Origin of the sequence: Yersinia massiliensis CCUG 53443 (genome assembly GCF_000312485.1) — a bacterium.
Classification (GTDB): Bacteria; Pseudomonadota; Gammaproteobacteria; order Enterobacterales; family Enterobacteriaceae; genus Yersinia; species Yersinia massiliensis.
This window is the reverse complement of record NZ_HE997643.1, coordinates 1,566,867-1,589,583: the sequence shown is the minus strand read 5'-3', so window position 1 is coordinate 1,589,583 and position 22,717 is coordinate 1,566,867. Positions and strand designations below refer to the sequence as shown.

Here is a 22,717-nt window from a genome sequence, read left to right as displayed (position 1 = left end):
CTCGCTCAGCGAATGGAGAAGCCGTTAGTCAGCACACAGCGACGTTGGCGCGCAAAGGTGCGGGCAGACGTGGTGCCTTCACCGGTTGGTGTGGCGATAGTAAAGGTGGTAAAGCCTTCGCCACCGACACCGATACCGGCATAAGATGGGCCGTTTTTAACAAAAATGGAGGTCTGCAACAGGCGAGCCGCCAGATTCAGGCGCGAGACATTTTGCGAGTGCATGGTCGCGGTATGATGCAGGCCGCCTTCCACTTGCAGTGCCAGCGTCAGCGCGGCATCAAAATCCTTTACGCGCACCACCGGTAACAGCGGCATCAATTGTTCAGTGGTCACCAAGGGATCGTCACCGGCGACTTCAACCAGCAACAGGCGTGGGGCTTTGGCTGGGCAAGCCAAACCGGCGGCTTTCAGCAGCTCATTTGGGCTTTTCCCCACCAGATTTTTATTGGCGTGGCCTTGAGGTGTCAGGCAAGCTTTACGCAGGCTGTCGACATCTTGCGGGTTACTGATCAGTAACGCATCGAAGGCTTGCATCTGCTGTAATAAACGGTCGGCGACACTCTCCACCACAATCAGGCTTTTCTCTGCGATGCACGGCAGGTTGTAGTCGAAGGATGCGCCAGAGACGATATCTTGCGCCGCTTTTGCCAACTCGGCGGTTTCATCCACCAGACAAGGTGGGTTACCGGCACCAGCACCAATCACTTTTTTGCCGCTCTTCATGCCCATCGCCACAATGGCGGGCCCGCCGGTGATCGCCAACAACGGGATTTTGTCGTGGGCCATCATCTGTTGGGTCGCTTCAAAGCTAGGTTCTTGCACGGTCACCACTAAATTGCGGATGCCACAACTGTTGAAAATGATGGCTTCAATTTGGGCAATTAAATCCAGTGATACGGCTTTCGCGCCAGGATGCGGGCTGAAATAAACCGCATTACCGGCAGCCAACATGCTGATGCTGTTATTGATGATGGTTTCAGTCGGGTTAGTGCTCGGAGCCACGGAGCCAATCACACCGAACGGTGAATATTCGAATAACACCATGCCGCCGTCGCCGGTCAGGGCAGTGGTGGACAAGTCTTCAATACCGGGGGTGTTTTCCAGTGCGGCTTTGTTTTTGAGGTATTTATCTTCTTTATTGCCCATGCCCGTTTCGCTGGCACCGCGTTCTGACAGTGAGGCTAACTGGGGTTTGAGTTGTTCACGCAGGGCGCTAATAATGGCGCTGCGGGTTTTCATCGGGCTTTGCTGATAGCGCAAAAAGGCGCTGTGAGCGGCATTGACTGCTTCATCCACGCTGGCAAAAATAGCGCTGGAGGCAGACGCAGTAGCTGGCGTCAGTTGCTCGGTGAGGATAGTGCGAATGAGAGTTTCAAGATCATTGGTATTCATTATTCATTCCTCAGGTGTAAAGCCGATATGGCCGCTTCTGCTATGTGCATATCTTGTTCGACGCTACCGCCGCTGATGCCTAAACCGCCCACCAATTGGCCATCACGCCACAGGGGGTAACCGCCACCAAAACTCACCACTTTGCCGCCGGTGCTGGCTTCCAGTTGGAACAAGTCAGCCCCCGGTTGAACGGCGCTGCTGAGTTGATGAGTGGCTGCTTTGAGGGCAACGGCGGTCCACGCTTTTTTCGGGGCCAACTCGCTGCTGACCAGCAAGGTATCGGGCATACGGTAGGTCATGATGAGATTGCCGTGGCGGTCAGTCAGGGCGACAACCACCGCAATACCTAATGTCATGGCGGCTTCAACCGCCAACTTAACTAACTGATGAACATCGGAAAATCCCAGCCCCGTCGCGCTAGGTCGCGTTTTTGTGGCGGGCTGAGTCTCCTGGGTGGCAGCCAAATAACGGGCCAGCACGGTCTGCGCGGTTTGTTGCAACTGTTGGCGCTGGTCTTCGTCGCGGGCCAATGCATACAGGCAATCAGATAACCGGTTGAGATACTGCAACAGCACCGAGCGCACGGGGACTTGTTCGGCCAGTTCAATCAAACGTCGTTCACAGCGCCGCGCTAATGTGCGGGCAAAATGTAAACGGCTACCGGCTTCGGTATCGCCGGGCAGAATAAATCCTTTGACCGGTGGCAACTGCGCCATGCAGCGGTCTACCGCTTGTTCGAGTGCGTGGATGTCCTGCTCGCTGATGCTTTTACGCCCAACGGGAGGAACTTCAATGCCTTCGCTGGCTAATTCGGCGCTGAAATAAAACAGTTGATGCTGTACCGCATCAATTAATTGACGGTTCTCTTCACCTTGCATCACTCGGGCGCACAAACTCAGTGCGGCATTGAGTTCATCTAACGTGCCGTAAGTTTCCACCCGTGGGTGACTCTTTTTTACCCGTTGTCCGGTGAACAGGGCAGTAGTGCCCGCGTCGCCCGTCTTGGTATAGATGCTCATAAAATCACCGTTCTATCTGTCAGGTTATTCAAGGTCAGAAAGCGCACTCATCACGACGCGCGCTCATCATCAGTAAGCGCATTCATCAACGATGGCGACAATCGCCAGATCGATGGCATCATTCGGCTCAGCAAACACACGTCTGGCACTGGAGCCGCCCGCCAGTAGCACCAGTTCTCCCTGACCCGCGCCGACAGAATCGACCGCCACTTCATCCGGCGTTTTGCTGTCTGGCGGCAGTGAGCCATCACCGGCGACACGGCGCACCAGCAGCAACTTTTTCCCAATCAGCGTTGGTGACTTTTGCGTTGAGACGACGGAACCTACCACTCTGGCCAGTTGCATGATTTACTCCTGCCTTAACAGTTGAATATGACGGGCTGATACGGTGTCTTGTGCCAGCGGTGTAACCAGCGTATGAGCATCAATCAGCAGCCAGCCGGAAGAGAGAGTGGCGATATCGCGATAACCCAGCACACGACCCGCGTGCAAGCGCACCGCGACACCTTGGTTGTCACTCAAACTCAGCGGCATACGGCGCAGTGCCGCCGCGGGTAAAGCTGCCAATAGTTGGCGATGCAAACTGATATGCACTTTCATGCCCCAAGACCACGCCTCATTGAGGGCATTGACCGCCGGACATTGACTATCGGACTGCGCCAGCCGATGCATAAACGCCAGATCCGGCAACATCAGATGCAGCGTGGCATGGCGCACGAATACCCAGGGTTCCAGACCCGCGCGCAACTGAGGCAGCAGCAAGGCGTGAACCCTACGTTCGCGCTCGGTCAACCGCGTAACAATCTGGCTGACCAGTTGTTCGGTTTGGGCCTGAGTCAGTGTCATGATTGCGCTGTCCGTGATGGCATCAAAAGCGTGGCAAACGCGGCGGGATCATCTGCGCCTGCTGCATTGGCCTCGTCGGTATCGATGTGCATTTCCAGTTTCATTTGGGGTGAAACGCGAATGGCCACATCATCCATAATCAGGCGGCGACCACTGCCTTGAATCGCCACTTGTACTCGGTCACCGTGCTTCACTCGGTAGATCAAAGCATCCAGCGGCGACATATGAATGTGCCGCAGCGCCACAATCACGCCATGAGGCAATTCCACTTCGCCGTAGGGGCTGACAAGACGAATAGCCGGTGTCCCTTCCAAGTTGCCGGACATGCGCAGGGGCGCATTGATCCCCAGCGTGCGCGCGTCGGTACGAGAGATTTCTACCTGACTTTGGCTACGCAATGGCCCAAGGATACGCACGTTTTTCAGGCTGCCTTTTGGCCCAACCAACGTGACCGTCTGTTCGGCGGCATATTGGCCCGGTTGCAGCAGCGCCTTTTTCTCCAGCAGTGGCTGCTCAGGGAACAGCCGTTGGTAATCTTGCGCCGAGAGATGCAGGTGTCGATTGGAAACCCCAAGCGGGATCGGACGAAGACGCATTTCGTCGAGGATCTTACTGACAACGGGTTCCAGTAACGCTTTTTCCATCAGACTTTTCCTCGTTTACCCAAGTGGATACAACGAAAGCGAGGTTCACCTTTATGGCGTCGGCAAGCGGGATCGAGGCAAAGATTGCAACTCACACGAGGCGCTTGCAGAGCCTCACTTTCTATCCGTTTTTTTTCGATACTCACCACCGTATCCGGCGCATCATCGGTCGCCGTCTCAGCCGGTTTGGGAGCATCGACTTCTTCGGTTTGCGCCTCATCAATGGCAGGCGCTTCTGCTTTTTTTACTTCTACTACTTCTACTTCGACTGCTAACTCACTGACCCCTTCACTCACCGGCTCATTCACAGGGTCGAGGGTCACTTGCACCTCGACAGTGATCGCCTCGGTGGGGGCTTGCCAATAAGCCATCAAGCTATCTGCCGGACGGGCTAACACCGCACGGGAAACCAGCCCATGATGCTGTTCGGCAAAGGCGGCACCGGTACTGATTGCCGCCTGTACTGAAGCCACATCACCGGTTAGGCGGATTAACATCCAGCCGGAGCCGTTGGTTTTTTCTATTCCGATCAGGTTGACGGATGCGGCTTTCGCCATGGCATCCGCCGCGCCGATAGCCAGCGCTAGACCGCTAACTTCAAGTAAACCCAGTGACGTTTTCACGCTGTGCTCCTCGTCTTACCCTTAGGCGGAGGTCGGTAAAATAGCTTCTACATCGCTGTGTGGGCGCGGGATGACATGGCAGGACATCACTTCACCCACCGCACTGGCGGCAACAGAACCGGCATCGACTGCGGCTTTGACGGCACCAACATCCCCGCGCACCATGACAGTGACCAAACCGGAACCGATTTTTTCGTAGCCCACCAGTTGGACGTTGGCAGACTTGACCATGGCATCAGCCGCTTCGATAGCAGCGACCAGACCTTTGGTTTCGACTAAACCTAATGCGTTGTTCATGAGTTCATTTATCCTTTTTGGGGTTATGGAGATGACTTAAACGGTAAACCTTTAACCAGTCGGGCGGCGTTGTTACCAAGCTGCCGTAATTGGTCATCGTTTTGCGCCCATGCCAACCGGAACAGCGGGTTGGTGGGCGGTAAATGACGAAAATGCACCACCACTTCGTCAGCAGAACAGGCGAGACCCACCAATAACGGCGAGCGGGTGGCGGCCTGCCATGCACGGAGAATGGCATCGCCTTCTTCGTCTTGTTGCCATTGCCAAGGAATGCCTTCTTCCTCAATGCCCAGCAATACCTGATGCCAAACCTCAGGCGGCGTTGGCGTGGTGAGACTGATCACGATAGCGGGAGCGTCATTGGCGAAATTCATACATTACGCTCCCGTTGAAAAGCCAAAATCAGACCCGTTGCCACGGCATTACGTGGGCCTTCAACGGCGCGAATGTTGCCGCGACCCGCCACTAGCTTGAAGTGGGAGAGGGCATCGGTGACCAATTGCGGAACCTCGAAATCCAGTGACGAGCCGCCCACCAGCACCACGAAGGGGATATCGCGGATATTGCCGGTTGGGCTAACTTGGCGCAGGGCTCGCAGCGCATTGGTCACAAACACCCGCTCTTTTGCGGAGCGGCGAATATTGCGAACTTTTTCCAGTGCGTAATCACCCGGTAGTGGCACCAGTCCTTCCGGTTTCACCACCACCAGCCGCGCAAAAACTTCAGGGGCGAGGGGGTGTGGGAAGAACTGAACGCTGCCGTCTTCATGGCGCAGGTGGAATAAACTTTCCACTTTGGCGAGCGGATACTTTTTGATGTCTTCCGCCAGATAGCGGTCTTGGAGATCCAGTTCTGAGGCGATGATCATCGTCACCATATCGCCCGCACCTGCCAGATGTGTGGCAACGATTTGACCTTGGGCATTGATGATGGAGGCATCGGTCGAGCCTGCCCCTAAATCGAGGATGGCGAGTGGCCGTCGCGTCCCTGGTGTGGTCAGCGCGCCGAGTATCGCCGCTTCGGCTTCCGCCCCCCCGACCTGAACATCAATACCTAATGTCTTTTCGATTTCACTGGCGATATGCGCCATTTGCAGGCGATCAGATTTCACCATGGAGGCGATACCCACCGCTTGCTCAAGAGAGAACTCGCCCGCCAAACCCCCAATGACATTGACCGGCACTGCCGTGTCGACAGCCAGCAAGTCTTGAATGAAGATTTCATTGGTCGGTTTGTTGGTCAGTTCTGCCATGGTTTGGCGCACGTGTTCGAGCATGCCACCAATATTGGTGCCCGCTTCACCGCTCACATTGTCCAAATGCCGGAAGCTGTTCACTGCCGTCATAATGGCTTCACTGCCCGTCGCAACATCGACCTGCACGGTGCGGCCATCGGCAAAGAGCACCAAATGACCAGCCGGAATGGATCGTGCTTTAACGTCCCCTTCCGGTGTTTTCACCACCACTGCAGAACGTGTGCCAATCAAGGCGCGCGCCACCGGAACGATGTTTTTGGTTTCTTCGGCATTAAGTTCAAAAACAGTGGCAATACCATAAGGGTTAGAGAGGGTTTCAATCACTTGGCCCGGCATCGCCACTTCAACTGCGGCCAACATGCCCATGGGGATGCGGTCGATATACAGCACTTCATCGACGATCGGCAGTGGGTGAGTGAGGCGGTTGCTGACCAAGACACCATCATCCCGCTGTAAAATAATCGCCGTGATGCGGTATCCAGCACCCTTTGCCGCATTGACGATTGCCGCCACATCGGCAAAATCAACCGTGGCAGGCACCACTAAAATGTAAGGTTGGGTCGGATCGCGGGTGACCAGTTCATCAATGGTGATAGTGAGCCCCACCCCTAATCCCAGCCCACCGGGGGTTTTAGGGTTGTGGCCGATCATGGTGGATTCCGTGATGATGGTTTCAGTAATGGTTTCCATCGCCACATCGCCAATCACCGGCGTTGCCTCGTTAATACGAATCAGACTGATATCGCTCAGTGCGATACCGGCCTTTTCCGTCAACAAGGCCAGCGCTTTGTTGATGCCGAAAATGTTACGTTGCGTCCCTTTGATACCGGTGGTTTCGGTGAGGGCGCTGGTGACAAACTGCAACTGACCATCAACTGCGCAAGTAGCCAATGCCACTTCCGTTGATGAGTTTCCGATGTCGACGCCGACGATGTAGCGGCCCATATTCTTCCCCTTCACCTTTCAATTTGCAGCGGTGTTGGCTGCACTCACTCACCCCAGTCACTGACTTGAGTCAGCTCCTGGGGATCACCTACCTGCAACTTGAAACCAAGTGGCTATAACAATTAATTGATGAACTAATCGTCGCCTTTGAGCTTCTTACGCTGAACATACAAAACGGCCGCTTCGCGCACGAAGGTGGCGCAAATCGTCGCTTTGTAGTTCTGCTCCAAATCATCAGCGATGGCGTTCAGTTCTTCTTTGCTTGAACGGTACGGACGCAGGGCGTTATAGATATCCAACACCTTGTCATCCGGTACAGCAGTCAGCTCAGCGGCACGTTCAAAGTTCATGGCCAACAGCGGACGGCCCGCGTCTTTGGCGATAGAGGCTTGAATGCGCAGGATTTCAGGCGTGATACGCAAATCCTGTGAGGTGACACTGCCGTTCAACACGTTCGCCAACGTCAGATCATCCAGTGTTTTGTTGGTGGCGGTTTTTACCCATTCAGGGTGTTTATTCGCCAACGGATAATCAGCGACTTTGGCATCACTGCGCGTACTGGCCGCCGGTGCTGGACAGGCTGCTGCCGGTGTTTGGCCTTGCAAGCTGTTCATCTTGTTCAGCACATCGCGAACCATGGATTCAATAGCTTCGGAATTCATTGTGTTTTCCTTTGTTAAAGCGCCACCCGGAGTTCCTGAGGATTCTTGCCGGTCACCACATATTTGGTTTCTTTAATGTGCAGAATCGCTGATTTAGCCTGATATTTTGGCCGCGCCATTTGGTCATTCAGGGTCGGAACCGGTTGTGGTGATTCCCGTTTGGCATAACGCGCCGCGTTTTTGCCAATCTGGCGGTAGGTTTCCAGCGTCAACAGTGGCGCTTGTGGGAACAACTCCAAATTGGACAGTGGCGGCAAACCTTGCTGATGAATGACCGTTGTGCCTTTAGATTGAATACCGATAGAGATACCGGAACCGCTCAAGCGGTTACCTTCAACCGCCACAAAGGCCACGTCGGAGGATTTAAAGCAGCGGATAACCCGCGCCTTAATCCCTTCTTCTTCGATACCGGCAATCACTTCACGCAAGATATTTTTGTGCGGTATCCCAACGATGTTGGCGGTTTGCGACAGACCAAATGCTGGCCCCACCGCAATGATCACTTCATCCTGATTATTGCCAGGGCGGGCTTCACCCACTTCAGTGAGGAAATCGCCAGAGGCCACGGCGGTTGATGCGGCCGCAGGCTGGGACGGTTGCTTAAAGGAGACGGTATTGTTGTCTCCTTGCATTTCCTGCAATACGCCTTCGATAATTTGGCGTAACAGTTTTTCGTTAATATCCACCATCTCGTGAACCCCTTAGCCAAGCTCATTCGGATCAAGCGCGTTTGGAATGTTTTTGATCTCTTCCCAACGTGCACCTTCCAGCCGATAACCCGTCGCTGGACCCGCGTAGTCATTGACGTCATTCACCGCTGACAGGACTTGATTGTCACCTTTGATGATCGCCGAGGTGTGCAGGTAGTCACCGGCAATTTTGGCTTTCTGGATGTTGAGCATGTCTTGCGCCACATCTTCGAAACCGCCTTGTGCCAACGCTTTAACCACTTCCAGACCGGTGCGGTTTTTGTTGATGATTTCCTGAGCGAACTTGATGTCTTCGACGATGTTACGTTCCGGCATATCTTTCGAGCCGTGCGCATAGGTCGCCGCAATCACTTCTTCGTCAGTGATTGGCGGCAAGCCCATACCGGCAAAGACAGCTTGTAAGGCACGCGCGGCTTTATTACGAATTGCCACGACGTCAGCTTCCAACACCGGACGCAGACCGCCATCGACTTTCAGGTCGCGCTGCATCACGTTGTAGTCGTCAAAATCTTCGGCATCTTCGTTAGAACCCGCGAACATGTTGTCGTAGTTCGGCACGGCGGAATAACCGGAGGAGATAAAGTCAGTACCCGGCAGGAACTGCATCAGCAGGCGAGCGGTACGACGCATATCAGAGTGGGTAAAGGTTTGGTCGTTACTGGACGCACATTCCAAGTCCAACGCCGAGCAAATCAGGTTTTCTGCCAAAATGGCGCGAATGCCTGATGGCACAGCAGAAGGCACACCGACGCAACTTACAGAACCGTTTTGCAGCCCTTGAACGCCCGCCGCTTTGGTGATGTAAATACAGCGCGCTTCCAGATACAGCATGGATTTGCCTTCGGCGTAGCCCATTTGCACTTCAGAGCCAGAACCTGAGGTAAAGCGCATTTTCAAACCGCGTGATGCATAGGACGAGGCGAGGAAGCCTTTCGACCATGGCGTGTCATCGCCGTCGGTAAATACCGGCTCAGTCCCGTAAACCGAAATGGTTTCGGCATAACAGGTATGGCCCAGCATCCCCAGTTTCAGCTCAGTGGCTTCTTCCAGTGAACATTGTGTCAACACGCCGGGGCGGCCAACTTGCGAACCCACTAACAGTGCAATGGCGTTAAACGGCGCATAACGGGCCACGGCCACGGTCGTTTCTTGCTCATCGAAGCCACGGAACGCGCCTTCTGCGGCATCGGCAGCAATCTGCACGGGGTTATCTTTCACGTTGGTGACGTGAGCTTGTTGTGATGGGGTACGACGTGCGCGCATTTTCTGCATCGACATCATCATTTCCACCACGTTCATATGGGAAACCACTTCGACGATTTTGGCCGGTGTCATGGCGGTCGTCAGTGGCACAATGGTGCGGCGTGACACATTCGGATCACACAGCATATTGGCCAGTTTGATGGAGTCCATTTTCATCACTTCTTCCGCGTGCGCGAGGTTGATACCGTAGCGGGCGATAAAGTGATCGATCAGGTCGAAACTGCTTTGTGGCTTGCCATCTAGCTCAGTCACCACGCCGTTTTCGATCTTGATGGAGGGTTTGGGATCGTTCGGGCTTTCCATGGCAATAAAGCCTTCTTCGATCCACTCTTTGACAAAGCCGTCCTGATTAACCGGGCGTTTCGCCAACGCTTCAAATCTTTTCGATTTCATGAAACAGCCTCACTGTGGCGTCAGATATAAGAAGGGCGGTCGTTTTTCGGTTCAGCGCCTAAGGTGCCTAATACCGTTTTGCCAATCTCACGGGCAGAAATCACTGCCTGACGAACTGCGCCAGAATCGCCGGAGATAACCAGAATGACTTCGTTACTGAAGCTGGTGCCTTGTGCCGGTGAGCTGTAAGCCACCACGTCAACGTTGGCAGATTTCACAGCGGTATCGGCCATCAACACGCCAATCGATGCAGGCGCGCCAACAATCACGCCGCAAGAACGGCCCAGCGGTGCACCAAAGGCTTTTTCTAACGCATGGCTCGCACGGGCGCTGTATTGCAGTTCAATGTGGCCGGCTTCATTGGCGTAAACATCGCCGAAAGTCCTGTCCAACTCTTTCAGAGCTACTTCCACGGCACGTTTCACATCAGACACATCGTCACCACCGAAGATAATCAGCGAGCCATGACCTGCGCCGCCTTTGGTATCACGGGGTAATTCGATGCTGACCACTTCGGTATTGGTGGCTTTAACGGCTTCATCAGCCGCCATGATGTGCGGGCCTGCGCCAGTACGTGCGCCCAAAATGCCAATGGAGCGATAGCGTTTTTCCAGCTTCATTGCGTCCAGTAGGGCAGTATCCACGTTGGCGATAACCAGTCCGACGGTGTCACCAATCGCGGTACCAACAAATTCCGTTAAACTGCAAGTTTTCTCAGCCATAGCCGTATCTCGTTGTTGATGAGCGGGTTGCGTAGAAGACGCCGGAGCGTGTTCACTGACTTTAGCGATTACCTGCGCCATGATTTGGTCGACCAGGTCATTGCTCTTCATTCGTTATGTCCCTTTGGTGAGCGGCTTTTCGGTAAAAAAGCCTCGACATCGGTGTGTGGGCGCGGGATCACATGGGTGGATTTCACTTCACCCACTTTGGCGGCTGCACTTGCACCGGCATCGGTGGCTGCTTTTACCGCCCCAACATCACCGCGTACGATGACGGTGACGAGGCCAGAGCCGATTTTTTCGTAGCCGACTAAGGTCACATTGGCTGATTTCACCATGGTGTCCGCGGCCTCAATGGCGGCGGTCAACCCTTTGGTTTCCACCATTCCTAGTGCTTCTTGTTGCATAAATACCTCGACGAAATATCAGTTGCCTTGTTTAGGCTTGAATAGACATGTTCGGAATAGGTGCTGCTGTGTTTAGCGTTTAGTTCGTCATGCTTAAATATTGAATTGTCAGGTTCGTGCTGAGGACGAATATACAAACAAGTGATGAAAAAGAATGGCTGTATTGAATTTACTGGCGGGAATGGTTAGTGACTAAATAACAAATTATTGTCATCGAAATAGGATAATTGAGTGTTTTATCAGAAGATTTTACTGTTCTGCCATGACAATAACTGGTGATTGGATATTCAGAATTGAAATTTAGTGAGTGACAGATAACATTGATTTTGATAAACGCGCGCCTGCCCGGTAAATAGAATACGGTTTGATTTTTATTTAAAAAAAGGAAGATCATTTTTAATGAAAGGGAAAGTTTAAGAGGTCTTTGGCGCAAAAATGCGAGCCTGATAACAATAACGGAAAGAATAAAAAGCAATAAAGTCATATACGCCAACAAAGTATAAAAGTGCCTATTAACAGGGTATTGCTGGGTATTTTTACTGTCATGATGACAATAATTTGCTATCAAAAGTCTAGTTTTTGTTTAATGAATGCTAAATCACGACAACACTTTTATTTTGTGTCTCTTTATAGTGGTTCAGTCAAGGGCCGTGCACTTATTCATCTATGTGAAGTCAGTGAACATATTTAAGCCGCTCATTAACCTTAAGTTGTTCATTGATGGAAAATAGATTGATCATAATAATCACAAGCAGGGTAACTCTATGAATGACTCACTCAAGGCTCAGTGTATTGCAGAATTTCTCGGTACTGGGCTATTTTTGTTTTTTGGTATTAGCTGTCTGGCAGCACTGAAGGTGGCCGGAGCCAGCTTCGGCTTGTGGGAAATTTGCATCGTGTGGGGGCTGGGGATTTCATTGGCCGTCTATCTGACGGCTGGCATTTCCGGCGCGCATCTCAACCCCGCCATTACCATCGCTTTATGGCTGTTTGCGTGCTTCCCAGGCCGTAAAGTGATTCCTTATTCTATCGCGCAGATTGCCGGTGCATTTGGTGGGGCGGCATTGTCTTATCTGCTGTACCACAACTTATTCACTGATTTTGAAACGGCACATCAGATGGTTCGCGGCAGTGTCGAAAGCCTACAGTTAGCCAGTATTTTCAGTACCTTCCCATCACCAGCAATCAGTGTATGGCAGGCTGCCTTCGTTGAAATCGTCATTACCTCGATTCTTATGGGATTGATCATGGCGCTGACAGATGATGGTAATGGCGTACCTCGCGGCGCGTTAGGGCCATTGTTAATTGGTATTTTGGTGGCGGTGATCGGGGCATCGACTGGCCCATTAACTGGGTTTGCCATGAATCCGGCTCGTGATTTTGGCCCTAAAATTTTCACCTTCCTCGCCGGTTGGGGGAAAATCTCAATGACCGGTGGCCGCGAAATTCCTTATTTCATCGTACCTATCATCGCGCCGATTATTGGTGCTTGTTTAGGGGCGGCGGTCTATCGTGTTTTCATCGGCAAAAATCTGGCGTGCAATGCCTGCAAATTAGAAGATGAAGAAGCCACCCATTAGTGACTGAGCGCCATGTTAATAACCTAACGTTATTTACGTCGCATTAAGTTATCGCCGAGAGGCGAGCAAGAGATAAGCCAGCGTGTTTCCTCATCTTACGATGACGACCCTAAAGTAGGGTGAGGAAATTTAAACTAGGATGAAGAAACTGAAAGTAGGATGAGGAAATTTCGTGATCTATTTCGGTTAATGAACGTATTGTCGTCCCCTATTGATGGTGATTCTGATAAAGTGAATTGTTATTTTTTCATTTTTCTTCAGGGTTAACCTTCACGGGGAAATAGATTTTTGGCCTTAGCGAATGGGAATGAAAATACAACAATGCATTAACATATTAAATAAAACAGGGATGATTTATCGCAACAAAAAACTTCATAACAATAAATTAAAATTCACTGAGAGGTTTTATCATGATTTCTGCCAGTTCTCTAAACTCAGAGCTCATAAATAAAATCGCGCAGGATTTTGCTCAGGCAACGGGTCTCGCCGTCGTTGTGGTCAATATTCACGGTGAAGAGATTTCCGACTTATTCAATTTCACACCATTTTGCCAATTGATGCGCCAAGATCCGGTTAATCATCTTCGCTGTCGAATGAGTGACCGTTGTGGTGGCCTTGAAGCCTCTAAATCCAATGAGCCTTGTATCTACCGTTGCCATGCTGGGCTAACGGATTTTTCTATTCCACTGGTGATTGCCGGCCATCTGGTCGGGTTTGTGTTGTGCGGGCAAGTGCGGTTGCACTCGGATGTCTATCTGATTGATATCCTCAATGTGGATAACCACTGGCAGCAGAATCCCGCGTTGATGGATGAGTTCCACAATGTGCCCATCATGGATTTCTCGCGGGTGATTGCCTCTGCGGACTTACTGAAATTGATCGTTGAAAACTGCCTAAAAAAACACCTTAACTTTGTGGTGATCAATGACAACATGGGCAGTAAAGATCCCGGTAGAGCGCGGCCTGTGCATCCTCACGACAGCAAAATGAAAAAAGTCTTACGCTACATTGATACCCATTTGTCGGAAGAATTGCGGTTGGAAGATGTGGCGAGCAAGGTCTATCTCAGCCCCTATTATTTCAGCAAGCTATTCAAAAAATATCAGGGTATCGGCTTTAATGCGTGGGTGAACCAACAGCGAATGGCCAATGCCAGAGAGATGCTACAACACAGCGATTGGAGCATTGCCAGTATTGCCAAAAATCTGGGTTTTTCGCAAACCAGCTATTTCTGCAAGGTGTTTCGACAAACTTATAATGTGACGCCGCAGGTATTTCGTTCGCTCTCTTCTGACCGTAACGAAATGGAATAGGAAATATTGATTTAATATTATTCAATTATGCCCTTAGTTTTGATTTTCTATTTTAAATTGTCATCGAAAAAATTAAGTCTCTAAAAATTTAATGACAATAATTTGTTATTCGAGTAAATGAGGATTTAAGTGTAGTTGTCTGTTTTTAAATGATGTTTTTGATGTTGATGACAATAATTTCATATGCAGATGCAAAAAAATCATCATCAAAAAATGAAATTCACCATTTTTTATGAACAGAAAGGCGTATATTAATTTTATGGCACGCTAATAAGATACTCATTCATAAATGCACTGTTATAACAGTGTAAATAAAGAGATAAAATAAATAACGAAATAAGAAATTTTATATACCGAAATGGTCATGTTATGCGCTAAAGCATAACTGGGAAGGGGGTGACAATCCCCCGCAGCCCCCGCTGCTGTGATGCTGACGACCCCGCTGTAACCACTGATCCACCGGATTGGGAAGGTGCGGGAGAGGATGACGCTAAGCCAGAAGACCAGCCAGATCGGTAAACGATATTCAACTCCTTCGGTGGGAAGCGGGTTGTCATCAGATGCGCGCAGCGGCGACGATGCGTTGGCGCACCTTTTTGACACTGCAGATCCCGCTTGAAATGGCGGGATTTTTTTATGCAACGGTCTGGCAAACAAGCCTTTATCATCGCAGGAACCGGTAGCGGATGCGGTAAAACCACCGTGACGCTCGGTCTGCTGCGCGCGTTGATGGCGCGCGGGCGGTCGGTACAGCCGTTCAAGGTGGGGCCGGATTACCTCGACACCGGTTGGCATAGCGCAGTGAGCGGTGTGATGTCCCGCAATCTTGATGCTTTTATGCTGCCGGTTGAAACCTTAAATGGGCTGTATAACCAGCATATGCGCCATGCCGATGTGGCGGTGATTGAAGGTGTCATGGGGCTGTATGACGGTTACGGCACCGATCCCAACTATTGCAGCAGTGCCGCGATGGCGAAGCAATTGGGTTGTCCGGTTATCTTACTGGTGGACGGCAAAGCGGTATCAACCTCGGTGGCGGCTACTGTGATGGGTTTCTGCCAGTTTGACCCTGACTTGGTGATTGCTGGGGTGATCGTCAACCGCGTTAATTCTGATAGTCATTACCAACTGCTGCGCCACGCTATCGAACACTATTGCGGTATCCCTGTGTTGGGCCGTGTGCCGGTGATGGATGATGTCGCCTTGCCATCACGCCATCTCGGGCTGATCCCTGCGCAAGAGCGCGGTAGTTCGAGACCAAATCAACGTCTGCAACCTGACAGCGATCCCCGCTGGCAACGGCTGGCGCAACAAATCGAGGAAACAATTGATCTCGACCGGCTATTAGCACTGACCCAGTGCGCGACGTTGCCAGCAGGAACGCCGCCAACATTGCCGCCCCAAGCACTGGCTGAGGGCTTGACACTGGCGCTGGCCGATGATGAAGCCTTCAATTTCTATTACCCCGATAACCTTGATTTACTCGAGCAAGCTGGGGTGCGCATCCAACGATTCAGTCCACTTCATGACCGCCAATTGCCTGATTGCCAAATGATCTACCTCGGTGGCGGCTATCCGGAAGTGCACGCCGCCAAACTGGCTGCTAACACCGCCATGCACAGCGCGTTACGGCAAGCCCATCACCAACAAATCCCCCTGTATGCCGAATGTGGTGGCTTGATGTATCTGGGCGAAGGGCTAACGGATGCGCAGGCGCAACACCATAGGATGGTCGGCATTCTGGCCGGTGAAAGCCATATGGGTAAACGCCTGACTCGCTTTGGTTACTGCCAGGCACAGGCGCGCACTGACACCCTCTTAGCCGCGCAAGGCGAGACGTTACGCGGCCATGAATTCCATTACTCCGATTTCACCAGCACCTTGACACCGGTCTTTGACAGCAGCAAGTGGCGTGATGGTGTTGCCATTCAACGTTGGCACAGCGGTTATCAAGTGCAACGCACCCAAGCCAGCTACCTGCATATTCACTTCGCCCAACGTTCCGGTTTGCTCAACGGTTGGCTGAGTGCCGCTCGGAGTCTGCTATGACACTCGCGGCGTGGTTTGTGGCTTTTCTACTCGATAGCTGGCTCGGCGACCCGCCGCACTGGCCGCATCCGGTGCGCTGGATTGGCAACATGATCACGGTATTGCAACGGGCGATTCGATCGGTTTGCCGCAGCGAGCGCGCGCTGAAATGGGGCGGTGCATTGTTATGGCTGGTGGTGGTGGGCGTGACTTGGGGCGTGAGCTGGGGATTTTTATGGCTGATGACCCAGATTCACCCTTGGCTCGGTTGGGTCGCGCAAGTATGGATGATTTACACCTTACTGGCTGGGCGCTGCCTGAGTGAAGCGGCGCTGTTGGTCTATGACGCGCTGCAACACGGTTCACTGGCGCAAAGCCGCGAGAAACTGTCATGGATTGTGGGGCGTGATACCTCCCAACTGGAGAAACCGCAAATGACGCGTGCCGTCGTCGAAACGGTGGCAGAGAACAGTGTCGATGGCGTCATTGCGCCACTGTTTTTCCTGCTGCTAGGCGGCGCACCGCTGGCGATGGCTTACAAAGCGGTCAACACCCTTGACTCGATGGTGGGCTACAAAACGCCAAAATATCGTGCGATCGGTTATGTGTCAGCTCGTATGGATGATCTGGCGAACTGGTTACCTGCTCGCTTGAGCTGGCTGTTGCTCAGTGCCGCAGCATGGTTCATTCAAGCCGATTATCGGCAAGCGTTGCGCATTGGTTGGCGTGACCGCTATCAACATTCCAGCCCCAATTGCGCGTGGTCTGAAGCCACCGTGGCGGGGGCGCTGGGGGTGCGTTTGGGTGGCCCCAATGATTATTTTGGCGAGCGAGTAGAGAAACCCTGGATCGGTGATGCGCAGCGTGAAGTGGCGTTGAATGATATTCCGCGCAGCATCCATTTAATGCTGATGGCATCACTGTTGGCCCTATTGCTGTTTGCCCTGATTCATCTGCTGCTGGTCGGCATTTAACAAGGATAACCTGATGAACTATATACAGAACCCGCAGCAAATCGAACAAAACAGTTTTGTGATTATCGGCGATATCATTGCCGAACAGCGGCCAGAGTATCGTTTTGCCAGCGCGATGCACGAAGCGGTGATCAAGCGTGCTATTCACACCACCGCCGATTTTGACTGGCTGGATATTCTGCATTTTTCGCCGCAGGTATTGACTCACATTACCGAGGGCCTCAAACGAGGTTGTACCCTGTACACCGACACCACCATGGCGATGTCTGGCATCAATAAAACGCTGCTCAAGCAGATGGGCTGTGAATGCCGCTGCTATATCAGTGACCCTCGAGTGGTCGAGAGTGCGCCACAACAGGGGATCACTCGCTCCATGGCGGCGGTTGATGTGGCGCTGGCTGAACCGGGTGAAAAACTGTTTGTATTTGGCAATGCGCCTACCGCGTTGTTCCGCCTGCTCGAGCGGCAAGCGACGCCTGTCGCGGTCATTGGCGTGCCGGTGGGGTTTGTCGGGGCAGCAGAATCCAAAGAGGCGTTAGCTCAAAGTGACCTGCCTTGTATCGCCGCACTGGGGCGTAAAGGTGGGAGCAATGTCGCCGCAGCCATCATTAACGCCATCCTCTACCAATTACGGGGGGCGCTATGAGTGACACTGTGGTGAGTCATGAGCAAGCCAATGATGTTGAACAACAACAGTTGTCATTAGACAGCATTTGGCACAACGGCAAGCAATACCGCAAAGGCTACACCACCGGTTCCTGCGCCACGGCGGCGGCAAAAGTGGCAGCATTGATGGTATTGCGCCAGCAAGTGATTGATCAGATTTCCATCGTCACGCCTTCCGGTATCACCTTGAACCTGAACGTTGAGCAGCCGTTGATTGAGGGCCGGCAAGCCACGGCCGCCATCCGTAAAGATGGTGGTGATGATGTGGATGCCACCCACGGCATGCTGATTTTTGCCCGCGTCACGGTTTTTGAATCGACTGATGACCTACCCCAACAAACTGACATTACTTTGCGCGGTGGCGAAGGGGTCGGCACGGTCACTCGCAAAGGCATTGGCTTACCCGTGGGCAGTAGCGCCATTAATCGCACCCCACAGCAAACCATTGAAGCCGCAGTGCGTGAAGTTATTGGCCCGTTACGTGGGGCGAGCGTTGAAATCTTTGCGCCGGAAGGCGAAGAACGGGCCAAGAAAACCTACAACGGGCGGCTGGGTATTCTCGGTGGTATCTCCATCATTGGCACGACAGGGATTGTGACGCCAATGTCAGAGGAGAGCTGGAAACGCTCACTGGCACTGGAGTTGGAGATGAAACGGGCGGCAGGGGAAGACCGCGTGATTCTGGTGCCGGGTAATCATGGCGAGCGCTTTGTCCGTGACCATCTGGGCCTTGATAGCCAGCGGGTGGTGACCATGAGTAATTTCGTCGGCTACATGTTGCAGGAAACCGTGCGGCTGGGTTTTCGCCGCGTGTTATTGGTCGGGCATCCCGGCAAATTGGTCAAAGTGGCTGCCGGTATCTTCCACACCCACAGCCATATTGCTGATGGGCGCATGGAAACGCTGGTGGCGAATCTGGCGTTAATGGGTGCGCCTCATGCGCTGTTACTTGAAGTGAATCAGTGTGATACCACCGAAGCCGCAATGGAGCTGATTGCCGAGCAAGGCTGGCAGCAGGTCTACACCCGTATTGCAGAGCGTATTTGTGAACGCATCAACGAGATGATGCGCTTCTCGGTGAATCCGCCGCAGTGTGACGCCATTTTATTCTCTTTCGACAATCAAGTGCTGGGGAGCAGTCGACCGCTGGATGAGATTCTGGAGGCGCTACGATGATCACCGTCGTGGGCATCGGCCCAGGAGATACCCAATACCTTACCCCTCGTGCGCAGCAGGCGATTTCACTGGCCGAAGTGTTGGTCGGGGGCAAGCGCCATCTGGCGACGTTTGGCGGGCATGGCCGTGAAACACGCTTGTTAGATGCAGATTTACTGGGGCTATTGGAATGGCTTGATAGCCAAAAAAACCGAGACATCGTGGTGCTGGCCTCAGGCGACCCGCTGTTGTATGGCATCGGCAAACTGCTGGCGGCGAATTTTAGCCCCGACCAATTACAGATAATCCCCGGTATTAGTGCGATTCAATACCTGTGCGCCAAAGTGGCGTTAGACATGAACGACCTGTTTCTTACCAGCAGCCACGGTCGCGAACCGGATTTTGACTGGATTTTCCAGCACGACAAAGTCGCTATGGTCACCGACGGAATTATCGGCCCACGCGCCATTGCGAATGCCCTCTGGCAACGTGGTCTTGAACGCACCTTGATCATCGGTGAAAACCTCTCCCAGCCCAACGAACGTATTCACCGCTTATCGGTGGATCAAGTGGCGGCCCGTTATGACATGAATGTGGTGGTGATCCTCAATGAGAGATGAGTTCTTTATTCGCGGACAAAATGCGCGCGGGCAAAAAGTCCCGATGACGAAAGAAGCGGTGCGCGTGTTAGCTCTGGCACGGCTGGAACTGAATGATGCCCGCCACCTGATTGATGTCGGCGCGGGAACGGGGAGTGTGGCACTGGAAGCGGCCTTGCAATTCCCCCATTTGCGGGTGACGGCCATTGAGCGCAATCCGGCGGCGCTGGAATTAATTCACGAGAATCGCCAGCGGTTGGCGTGTCACAACGTGGACATTATCGCCGGTGTGGCCCCGCTTCCTGTAGCAGATCACGCTGATGCCATTTTTATTGGCGGTAGCGGTGGTCAATTGACCGAACTGATTGATTGGGCACTGATGATGCTCAATCCCAATGGGCGATTGGTGCTGACCTTTATTTTGCTCGACAACCTCAATGACGCTCTGAGCCACTTACAGACCTGCGCGGTTAGCCAGCTCGATTGTGTGCAATTGCAACTTTCCAGCCTCACGCCACTGGGCAGCGGACACTACTTTAAACCGAATAATCCTACTTATCTTATTTCCTGCCACAAGGAGGCGCGCCATGTTTGAGCAGCCAAAGAACGTTCCCGCCGATAACGCCAAAACACCCGTCTCCCCTGCATGGGATAACCAAAAAGTCTGGTTTGTCGGGGCAGGGCCGGGTGACAAAGAGCTGATCACCTTAAAGGGCTACCGCTTGTTGCAACAGGCGCAGGTGGTTATCTATGCCGGTTCGCTGATCAATACCGAATTGCTGGAGTACTGCTCGCCAGAGGCCGAGTGCCACGACAGTGCGGGGCTGAACCTCGAACAGATCATCAGGTTAATGGTGGACGGTGTCCGTGCAGGCAAATTGGTGGTTCGGCTGCAAACCGGTGACCTTTCGTTGTACGGCTCTATTCGTGAGCAAGGCGAAGTCTTGGGTGAGCATGGCATCGGCTTTGTTTCTGTGCCGGGGGTCAGCGCATTCTTGGGGGCGGCGGCACAACTGGGTGTGGAATATACCGTACCTGAAGTGGCGCAAAGCCTGATTATCACTCGTATTGAGGGGCGCACGCCGATGCCACCTCGTGAGCAGTTGGAAGCCTTTGCTGCGCATCAAACTTCGATGGCCATTTTCCTCTCCGTGCAGGAAGTGGATCGCGTCGCCGAGCGCTTAATTGCCGGCGGTTATCCAGCCGATACACCGGTGGCGGTGGTGTACAAAGCGACGTGGGCAGAAAGCCGCACGGTGCGCGGCACCTTAACCGACATTGCTGAGTTGGTTCGAGCCGCTGCGATAAATAAAACAGCGCTGATTCTGGTGGGGGCCTTCTTAGGCGATGAGTACCACTACTCCAAACTTTATGATGCGGGGTTTAGCCATGAATATCGTCAAGCCTGAGTCGATCGCGGTCTTTTGCCTCACCCCCGGCGCGGTACGTTTGGCGCGGCGGTTGCAAACCCATTTGCCGCTCACCTGTTTTACCAGTGAAAAACTGCTGGAGACAGGGTTTCAGCCCTTTAACGGCACTTTTGGCGAGACGATCCGCGAGGCATTTAAGCAGTATTCCGCCTTGGTTGTGGTGGGGGCGATCGGCCTCACCGTGCGGGTGCTTGCCCCGTTGGTGAACGACAAAATGACCGATCCGGCCGTGGTGGTGATCGATGAACGTGGGCAGCATGTCATCAGTTTGCTCTCCGGCCATGTCGGCGGTGCCAACACCCTGACTCGTTATTTGGCGGGGATTCTAGGGGCAGATCCGGTGATTACCACTGCCACCGACGTCAATGAAATGGCGGCATTGGACACCTTGGCAAACCAATTGGATGCCGAAATGCAAGATTTCCGCCATGCGGTCAAAGTGGTTAATCAAATGCTGGTCAGCAACCAAAAAGTGGGGTTGTGGTGGGACACGCCGATGCTAGCGGAGCGTGAGCGCTGCGATACCCGAGGCTTTATCCCCGTTGATTCGCTGGACGATTTACCGCCGCTGGACGCCTTAGTCTGCATTTCACTGCGCGATAGCTTGCCTTTGTCTGACGATAAACAACACGCGATGCCGGTCTACAAACTGGTGCCGCGCCGCGTGGTGGCGGGGATTGGTTGCCGCCGAGCCACCTCACTGCAAACACTGGTCGAACTGCTGCAACAGCAAATGGCCGAAAATCACTTCGATATCATGGCACTACGGGCCATCGGTAGCGTCACCATCAAAAAAGACGAACCCGCACTCCACCAATTGGCTCAGTGCTGGCGCGTGCCATTCGAATTGTTCAGCGTGGGCGAATTAAGCCGCCATGAACAACGTTTCCCTGCTTCTGATTTTGTCCGCCAAACGGTGGGTGTCGGTAGCGTTTCACAACCGGTCGCTTGGCTGATGAGCGACGGTAAATTGGTTGGCAATACTCTGCGTCAGCAGGGCGTCACCATCACTCTGGGAGTATCGCATTAATGTTAACCGTGATTGGCATTGGGCCGGGCAGTGAATCGATGATGACACAGGATGCCATTGCGGCGATCCAAGAGGCGGACATTATCGTCGGTTATAAGACCTACACCCATTTGGTCAAGTCGATGACCATGGATAAGCAGGTAATCAAAACCGGCATGTGCAAAGAGATTGAACGCTGTCAGGCGGCCATCGATTTGGCGTTGGCGGGCCACAACGTGGCGCTGATCAGCAGTGGCGATGCCGGTATTTATGGCATGGCGGGGTTGGTGCTGGAGTTGGTCACGCAGCAAGCATTAGCGCTAGAAGTGCGCTTAGTGGCGGGGATCACCGCCAGTATTGCAGCCGCGTCCTTACTGGGTGCGCCGTTGATGCATGACTTCTGTCATATCAGCCTGAGTGATTTGATGACGCCGTGGGAAGTGATTGAAAAACGCATTGTTGCCGCTGCGCAGGCCGATTTTGTTATCTGCTTCTACAACCCCCGTAGCCGTGGCCGTGAAGGGCATTTAGCGCGTGCGTTTGAATTAATGCAGCCGTGGAAAAAAGCGACCACACCGGTTGGCGTTGTGAAAGCGGCGGGGCGTAAAAAGCAGGAAAAATGGATCACCACTTTAGGTGAGATGGATTTTGAGCCGGTGGACATGACCAGTTTGGTGATTGTGGGTAATCAAGCTACTTATTGCCGCAATGGGCTGATGATCACACCTCGTGGCTATTCACTTTAATCGGGCAGTCGCTTTAACAAGACAGTCACTTTAACAG

At 52.9% G+C, this 22,717-nt stretch carries 25 protein-coding genes and 1 riboswitch; of the genes, 11 read left to right on the top strand and 14 right to left on the bottom strand.

Annotated features, from left to right (window positions below; translation table 11 throughout):
• Positions 1-5 precede the first annotated feature (5 nt).
• The 14 genes from BN68_RS07205 to pduA form a co-directional block, all read right to left on the bottom strand.
• On the bottom strand, positions 6-1,394 hold the full coding sequence (locus BN68_RS07205; RefSeq protein WP_019210490.1) for an aldehyde dehydrogenase family protein: 1,389 nt from the start codon (positions 1,392-1,394) through the stop codon (positions 6-8).
• Positions 1,394-2,413 (bottom strand): cob(I)yrinic acid a,c-diamide adenosyltransferase, encoded by a 1,020-nt coding sequence (locus BN68_RS07200; protein ID WP_019210489.1) that lies wholly within the window; start codon positions 2,411-2,413, stop codon positions 1,394-1,396. The genes BN68_RS07205 and BN68_RS07200 overlap by 1 nt, the downstream gene beginning before the upstream one ends.
• 69 nt (positions 2,414-2,482) lie before the next feature.
• On the bottom strand, positions 2,483-2,758 hold the full coding sequence (locus tag BN68_RS07195) for a EutN/CcmL family microcompartment protein (protein ID WP_019210488.1): 276 nt from the start codon (positions 2,756-2,758) through the stop codon (positions 2,483-2,485).
• Positions 2,759-2,761: 3 nt separating this feature from the next.
• Complete coding sequence (pduM, locus tag BN68_RS07190) at positions 2,762-3,259, bottom strand: microcompartment protein PduM (RefSeq protein WP_019210487.1); 498 nt, start codon at positions 3,257-3,259, stop codon at positions 2,762-2,764.
• The gene (locus BN68_RS07185) at positions 3,256-3,903 is read right to left on the bottom strand and encodes a phosphate propanoyltransferase (protein WP_019210486.1); all 648 of its coding nucleotides are present in this window, start codon (positions 3,901-3,903) and stop codon (positions 3,256-3,258) included. Before BN68_RS07185 ends, pduM begins: the two co-directional genes overlap by 4 nt.
• Positions 3,903-4,526 carry a BMC domain-containing protein gene (locus tag BN68_RS07180; RefSeq protein WP_019210485.1) on the bottom strand — a complete coding sequence of 208 codons (624 nt, stop codon included), beginning with the start codon at positions 4,524-4,526 and terminating at the stop codon, positions 3,903-3,905. Before BN68_RS07180 ends, BN68_RS07185 begins: the two co-directional genes overlap by 1 nt.
• Positions 4,527-4,547: 21 nt before the next feature.
• Positions 4,548-4,823 (bottom strand): propanediol utilization microcompartment protein PduJ, encoded by a 276-nt coding sequence (pduJ, locus tag BN68_RS07175; RefSeq protein ID WP_019210484.1) that lies wholly within the window; start codon positions 4,821-4,823, stop codon positions 4,548-4,550.
• 23 nt (positions 4,824-4,846) lie between these two features.
• Complete coding sequence (locus BN68_RS07170) at positions 4,847-5,197, bottom strand: glycerol dehydratase reactivase beta/small subunit family protein (RefSeq protein ID WP_019210483.1); 351 nt, start codon at positions 5,195-5,197, stop codon at positions 4,847-4,849.
• Positions 5,194-7,023, bottom strand: coding sequence for a diol dehydratase reactivase subunit alpha (locus BN68_RS07165; protein WP_019210482.1), 1,830 nt, complete (start codon positions 7,021-7,023; stop codon positions 5,194-5,196). The genes BN68_RS07170 and BN68_RS07165 overlap by 4 nt, the downstream gene beginning before the upstream one ends.
• Before the next feature lie 134 nt (positions 7,024-7,157).
• A complete protein-coding gene (pduE, locus tag BN68_RS07160; protein WP_019210481.1) occupies positions 7,158-7,685 on the bottom strand; it encodes a propanediol dehydratase small subunit PduE in 528 nt (175 codons plus the stop codon).
• A 14-nt stretch (positions 7,686-7,699) separates the two neighbouring features.
• The gene (locus tag BN68_RS07155) at positions 7,700-8,371 is read right to left on the bottom strand and encodes a propanediol/glycerol family dehydratase medium subunit (RefSeq protein ID WP_167311310.1); all 672 of its coding nucleotides are present in this window, start codon (positions 8,369-8,371) and stop codon (positions 7,700-7,702) included.
• A 15-nt stretch (positions 8,372-8,386) separates the two neighbouring features.
• Positions 8,387-10,051 (bottom strand): propanediol dehydratase large subunit PduC, encoded by a 1,665-nt coding sequence (pduC, locus tag BN68_RS07150; protein ID WP_019210479.1) that lies wholly within the window; start codon positions 10,049-10,051, stop codon positions 8,387-8,389.
• 20 nt (positions 10,052-10,071) lie between these two features.
• The gene (gene pduB, locus BN68_RS07145) at positions 10,072-10,884 is read right to left on the bottom strand and encodes a propanediol utilization microcompartment protein PduB (protein WP_019210478.1); all 813 of its coding nucleotides are present in this window, start codon (positions 10,882-10,884) and stop codon (positions 10,072-10,074) included.
• On the bottom strand, positions 10,881-11,180 hold the full coding sequence (gene pduA / locus BN68_RS07140) for a propanediol utilization microcompartment protein PduA (RefSeq protein ID WP_019210477.1): 300 nt from the start codon (positions 11,178-11,180) through the stop codon (positions 10,881-10,883). The genes pduB and pduA overlap by 4 nt, the downstream gene beginning before the upstream one ends.
• A gap of 764 nt (positions 11,181-11,944) precedes the next feature.
• On the opposite strand from pduA, the gene pduF reads away from it, so the two are divergent.
• The 11 genes from pduF (at position 11,945) to BN68_RS07080 (ending at position 22,680) form a co-directional block, all read left to right on the top strand.
• Positions 11,945-12,760, top strand: coding sequence for a propanediol diffusion facilitator PduF (gene pduF, locus BN68_RS07135; RefSeq protein WP_019210476.1), 816 nt, complete (start codon positions 11,945-11,947; stop codon positions 12,758-12,760).
• Between the two features lie 410 nt (positions 12,761-13,170).
• Positions 13,171-14,073, top strand: a complete 903-nt coding sequence (gene pocR / locus BN68_RS07130; RefSeq protein WP_019210475.1) for a transcriptional regulator PocR — start codon at positions 13,171-13,173, stop codon at positions 14,071-14,073.
• Positions 14,074-14,415: 342 nt separating this feature from the next.
• Positions 14,416-14,599, top strand: a riboswitch (cobalamin riboswitch).
• Positions 14,600-14,709: 110 nt separating this feature from the next.
• Positions 14,710-16,122 carry a cobyrinate a,c-diamide synthase gene (locus BN68_RS07120; protein ID WP_019210473.1) on the top strand — a complete coding sequence of 471 codons (1,413 nt, stop codon included), beginning with the start codon at positions 14,710-14,712 and terminating at the stop codon, positions 16,120-16,122.
• A complete protein-coding gene (gene cbiB, locus BN68_RS07115) occupies positions 16,119-17,075 on the top strand; it encodes an adenosylcobinamide-phosphate synthase CbiB (protein WP_019210472.1) in 957 nt (318 codons plus the stop codon). The genes BN68_RS07120 and cbiB overlap by 4 nt, the downstream gene beginning before the upstream one ends.
• Before the next feature lie 13 nt (positions 17,076-17,088).
• Positions 17,089-17,721, top strand: coding sequence for a cobalt-precorrin-8 methylmutase (locus BN68_RS07110; RefSeq protein ID WP_019210471.1), 633 nt, complete (start codon positions 17,089-17,091; stop codon positions 17,719-17,721).
• A complete protein-coding gene (gene cbiD, locus BN68_RS07105; RefSeq protein WP_019210470.1) occupies positions 17,718-18,917 on the top strand; it encodes a cobalt-precorrin-5B (C(1))-methyltransferase CbiD in 1,200 nt (399 codons plus the stop codon). The genes BN68_RS07110 and cbiD overlap by 4 nt, the downstream gene beginning before the upstream one ends.
• On the top strand, positions 18,914-19,516 hold the full coding sequence (locus BN68_RS07100) for a cobalt-precorrin-7 (C(5))-methyltransferase (RefSeq protein ID WP_019210469.1): 603 nt from the start codon (positions 18,914-18,916) through the stop codon (positions 19,514-19,516). The genes cbiD and BN68_RS07100 overlap by 4 nt, the downstream gene beginning before the upstream one ends.
• A gap of 43 nt (positions 19,517-19,559) precedes the next feature.
• Positions 19,560-20,090, top strand: coding sequence for a decarboxylating cobalt-precorrin-6B (C(15))-methyltransferase (locus BN68_RS07095; protein ID WP_391592555.1), 531 nt, complete (start codon positions 19,560-19,562; stop codon positions 20,088-20,090).
• Positions 20,083-20,904 (top strand): cobalt-precorrin-4 methyltransferase, encoded by an 822-nt coding sequence (locus BN68_RS07090; protein ID WP_019210467.1) that lies wholly within the window; start codon positions 20,083-20,085, stop codon positions 20,902-20,904. Before BN68_RS07095 ends, BN68_RS07090 begins: the two co-directional genes overlap by 8 nt.
• Positions 20,885-21,955 (top strand): cobalt-precorrin 5A hydrolase, encoded by a 1,071-nt coding sequence (cbiG, locus tag BN68_RS07085; protein WP_019210466.1) that lies wholly within the window; start codon positions 20,885-20,887, stop codon positions 21,953-21,955. The genes BN68_RS07090 and cbiG overlap by 20 nt, the downstream gene beginning before the upstream one ends.
• The gene (locus BN68_RS07080) at positions 21,955-22,680 is read left to right on the top strand and encodes a precorrin-3B C(17)-methyltransferase (protein ID WP_019210465.1); all 726 of its coding nucleotides are present in this window, start codon (positions 21,955-21,957) and stop codon (positions 22,678-22,680) included. The genes cbiG and BN68_RS07080 overlap by 1 nt, the downstream gene beginning before the upstream one ends.
• Positions 22,681-22,717: the final 37 nt, after the last annotated feature.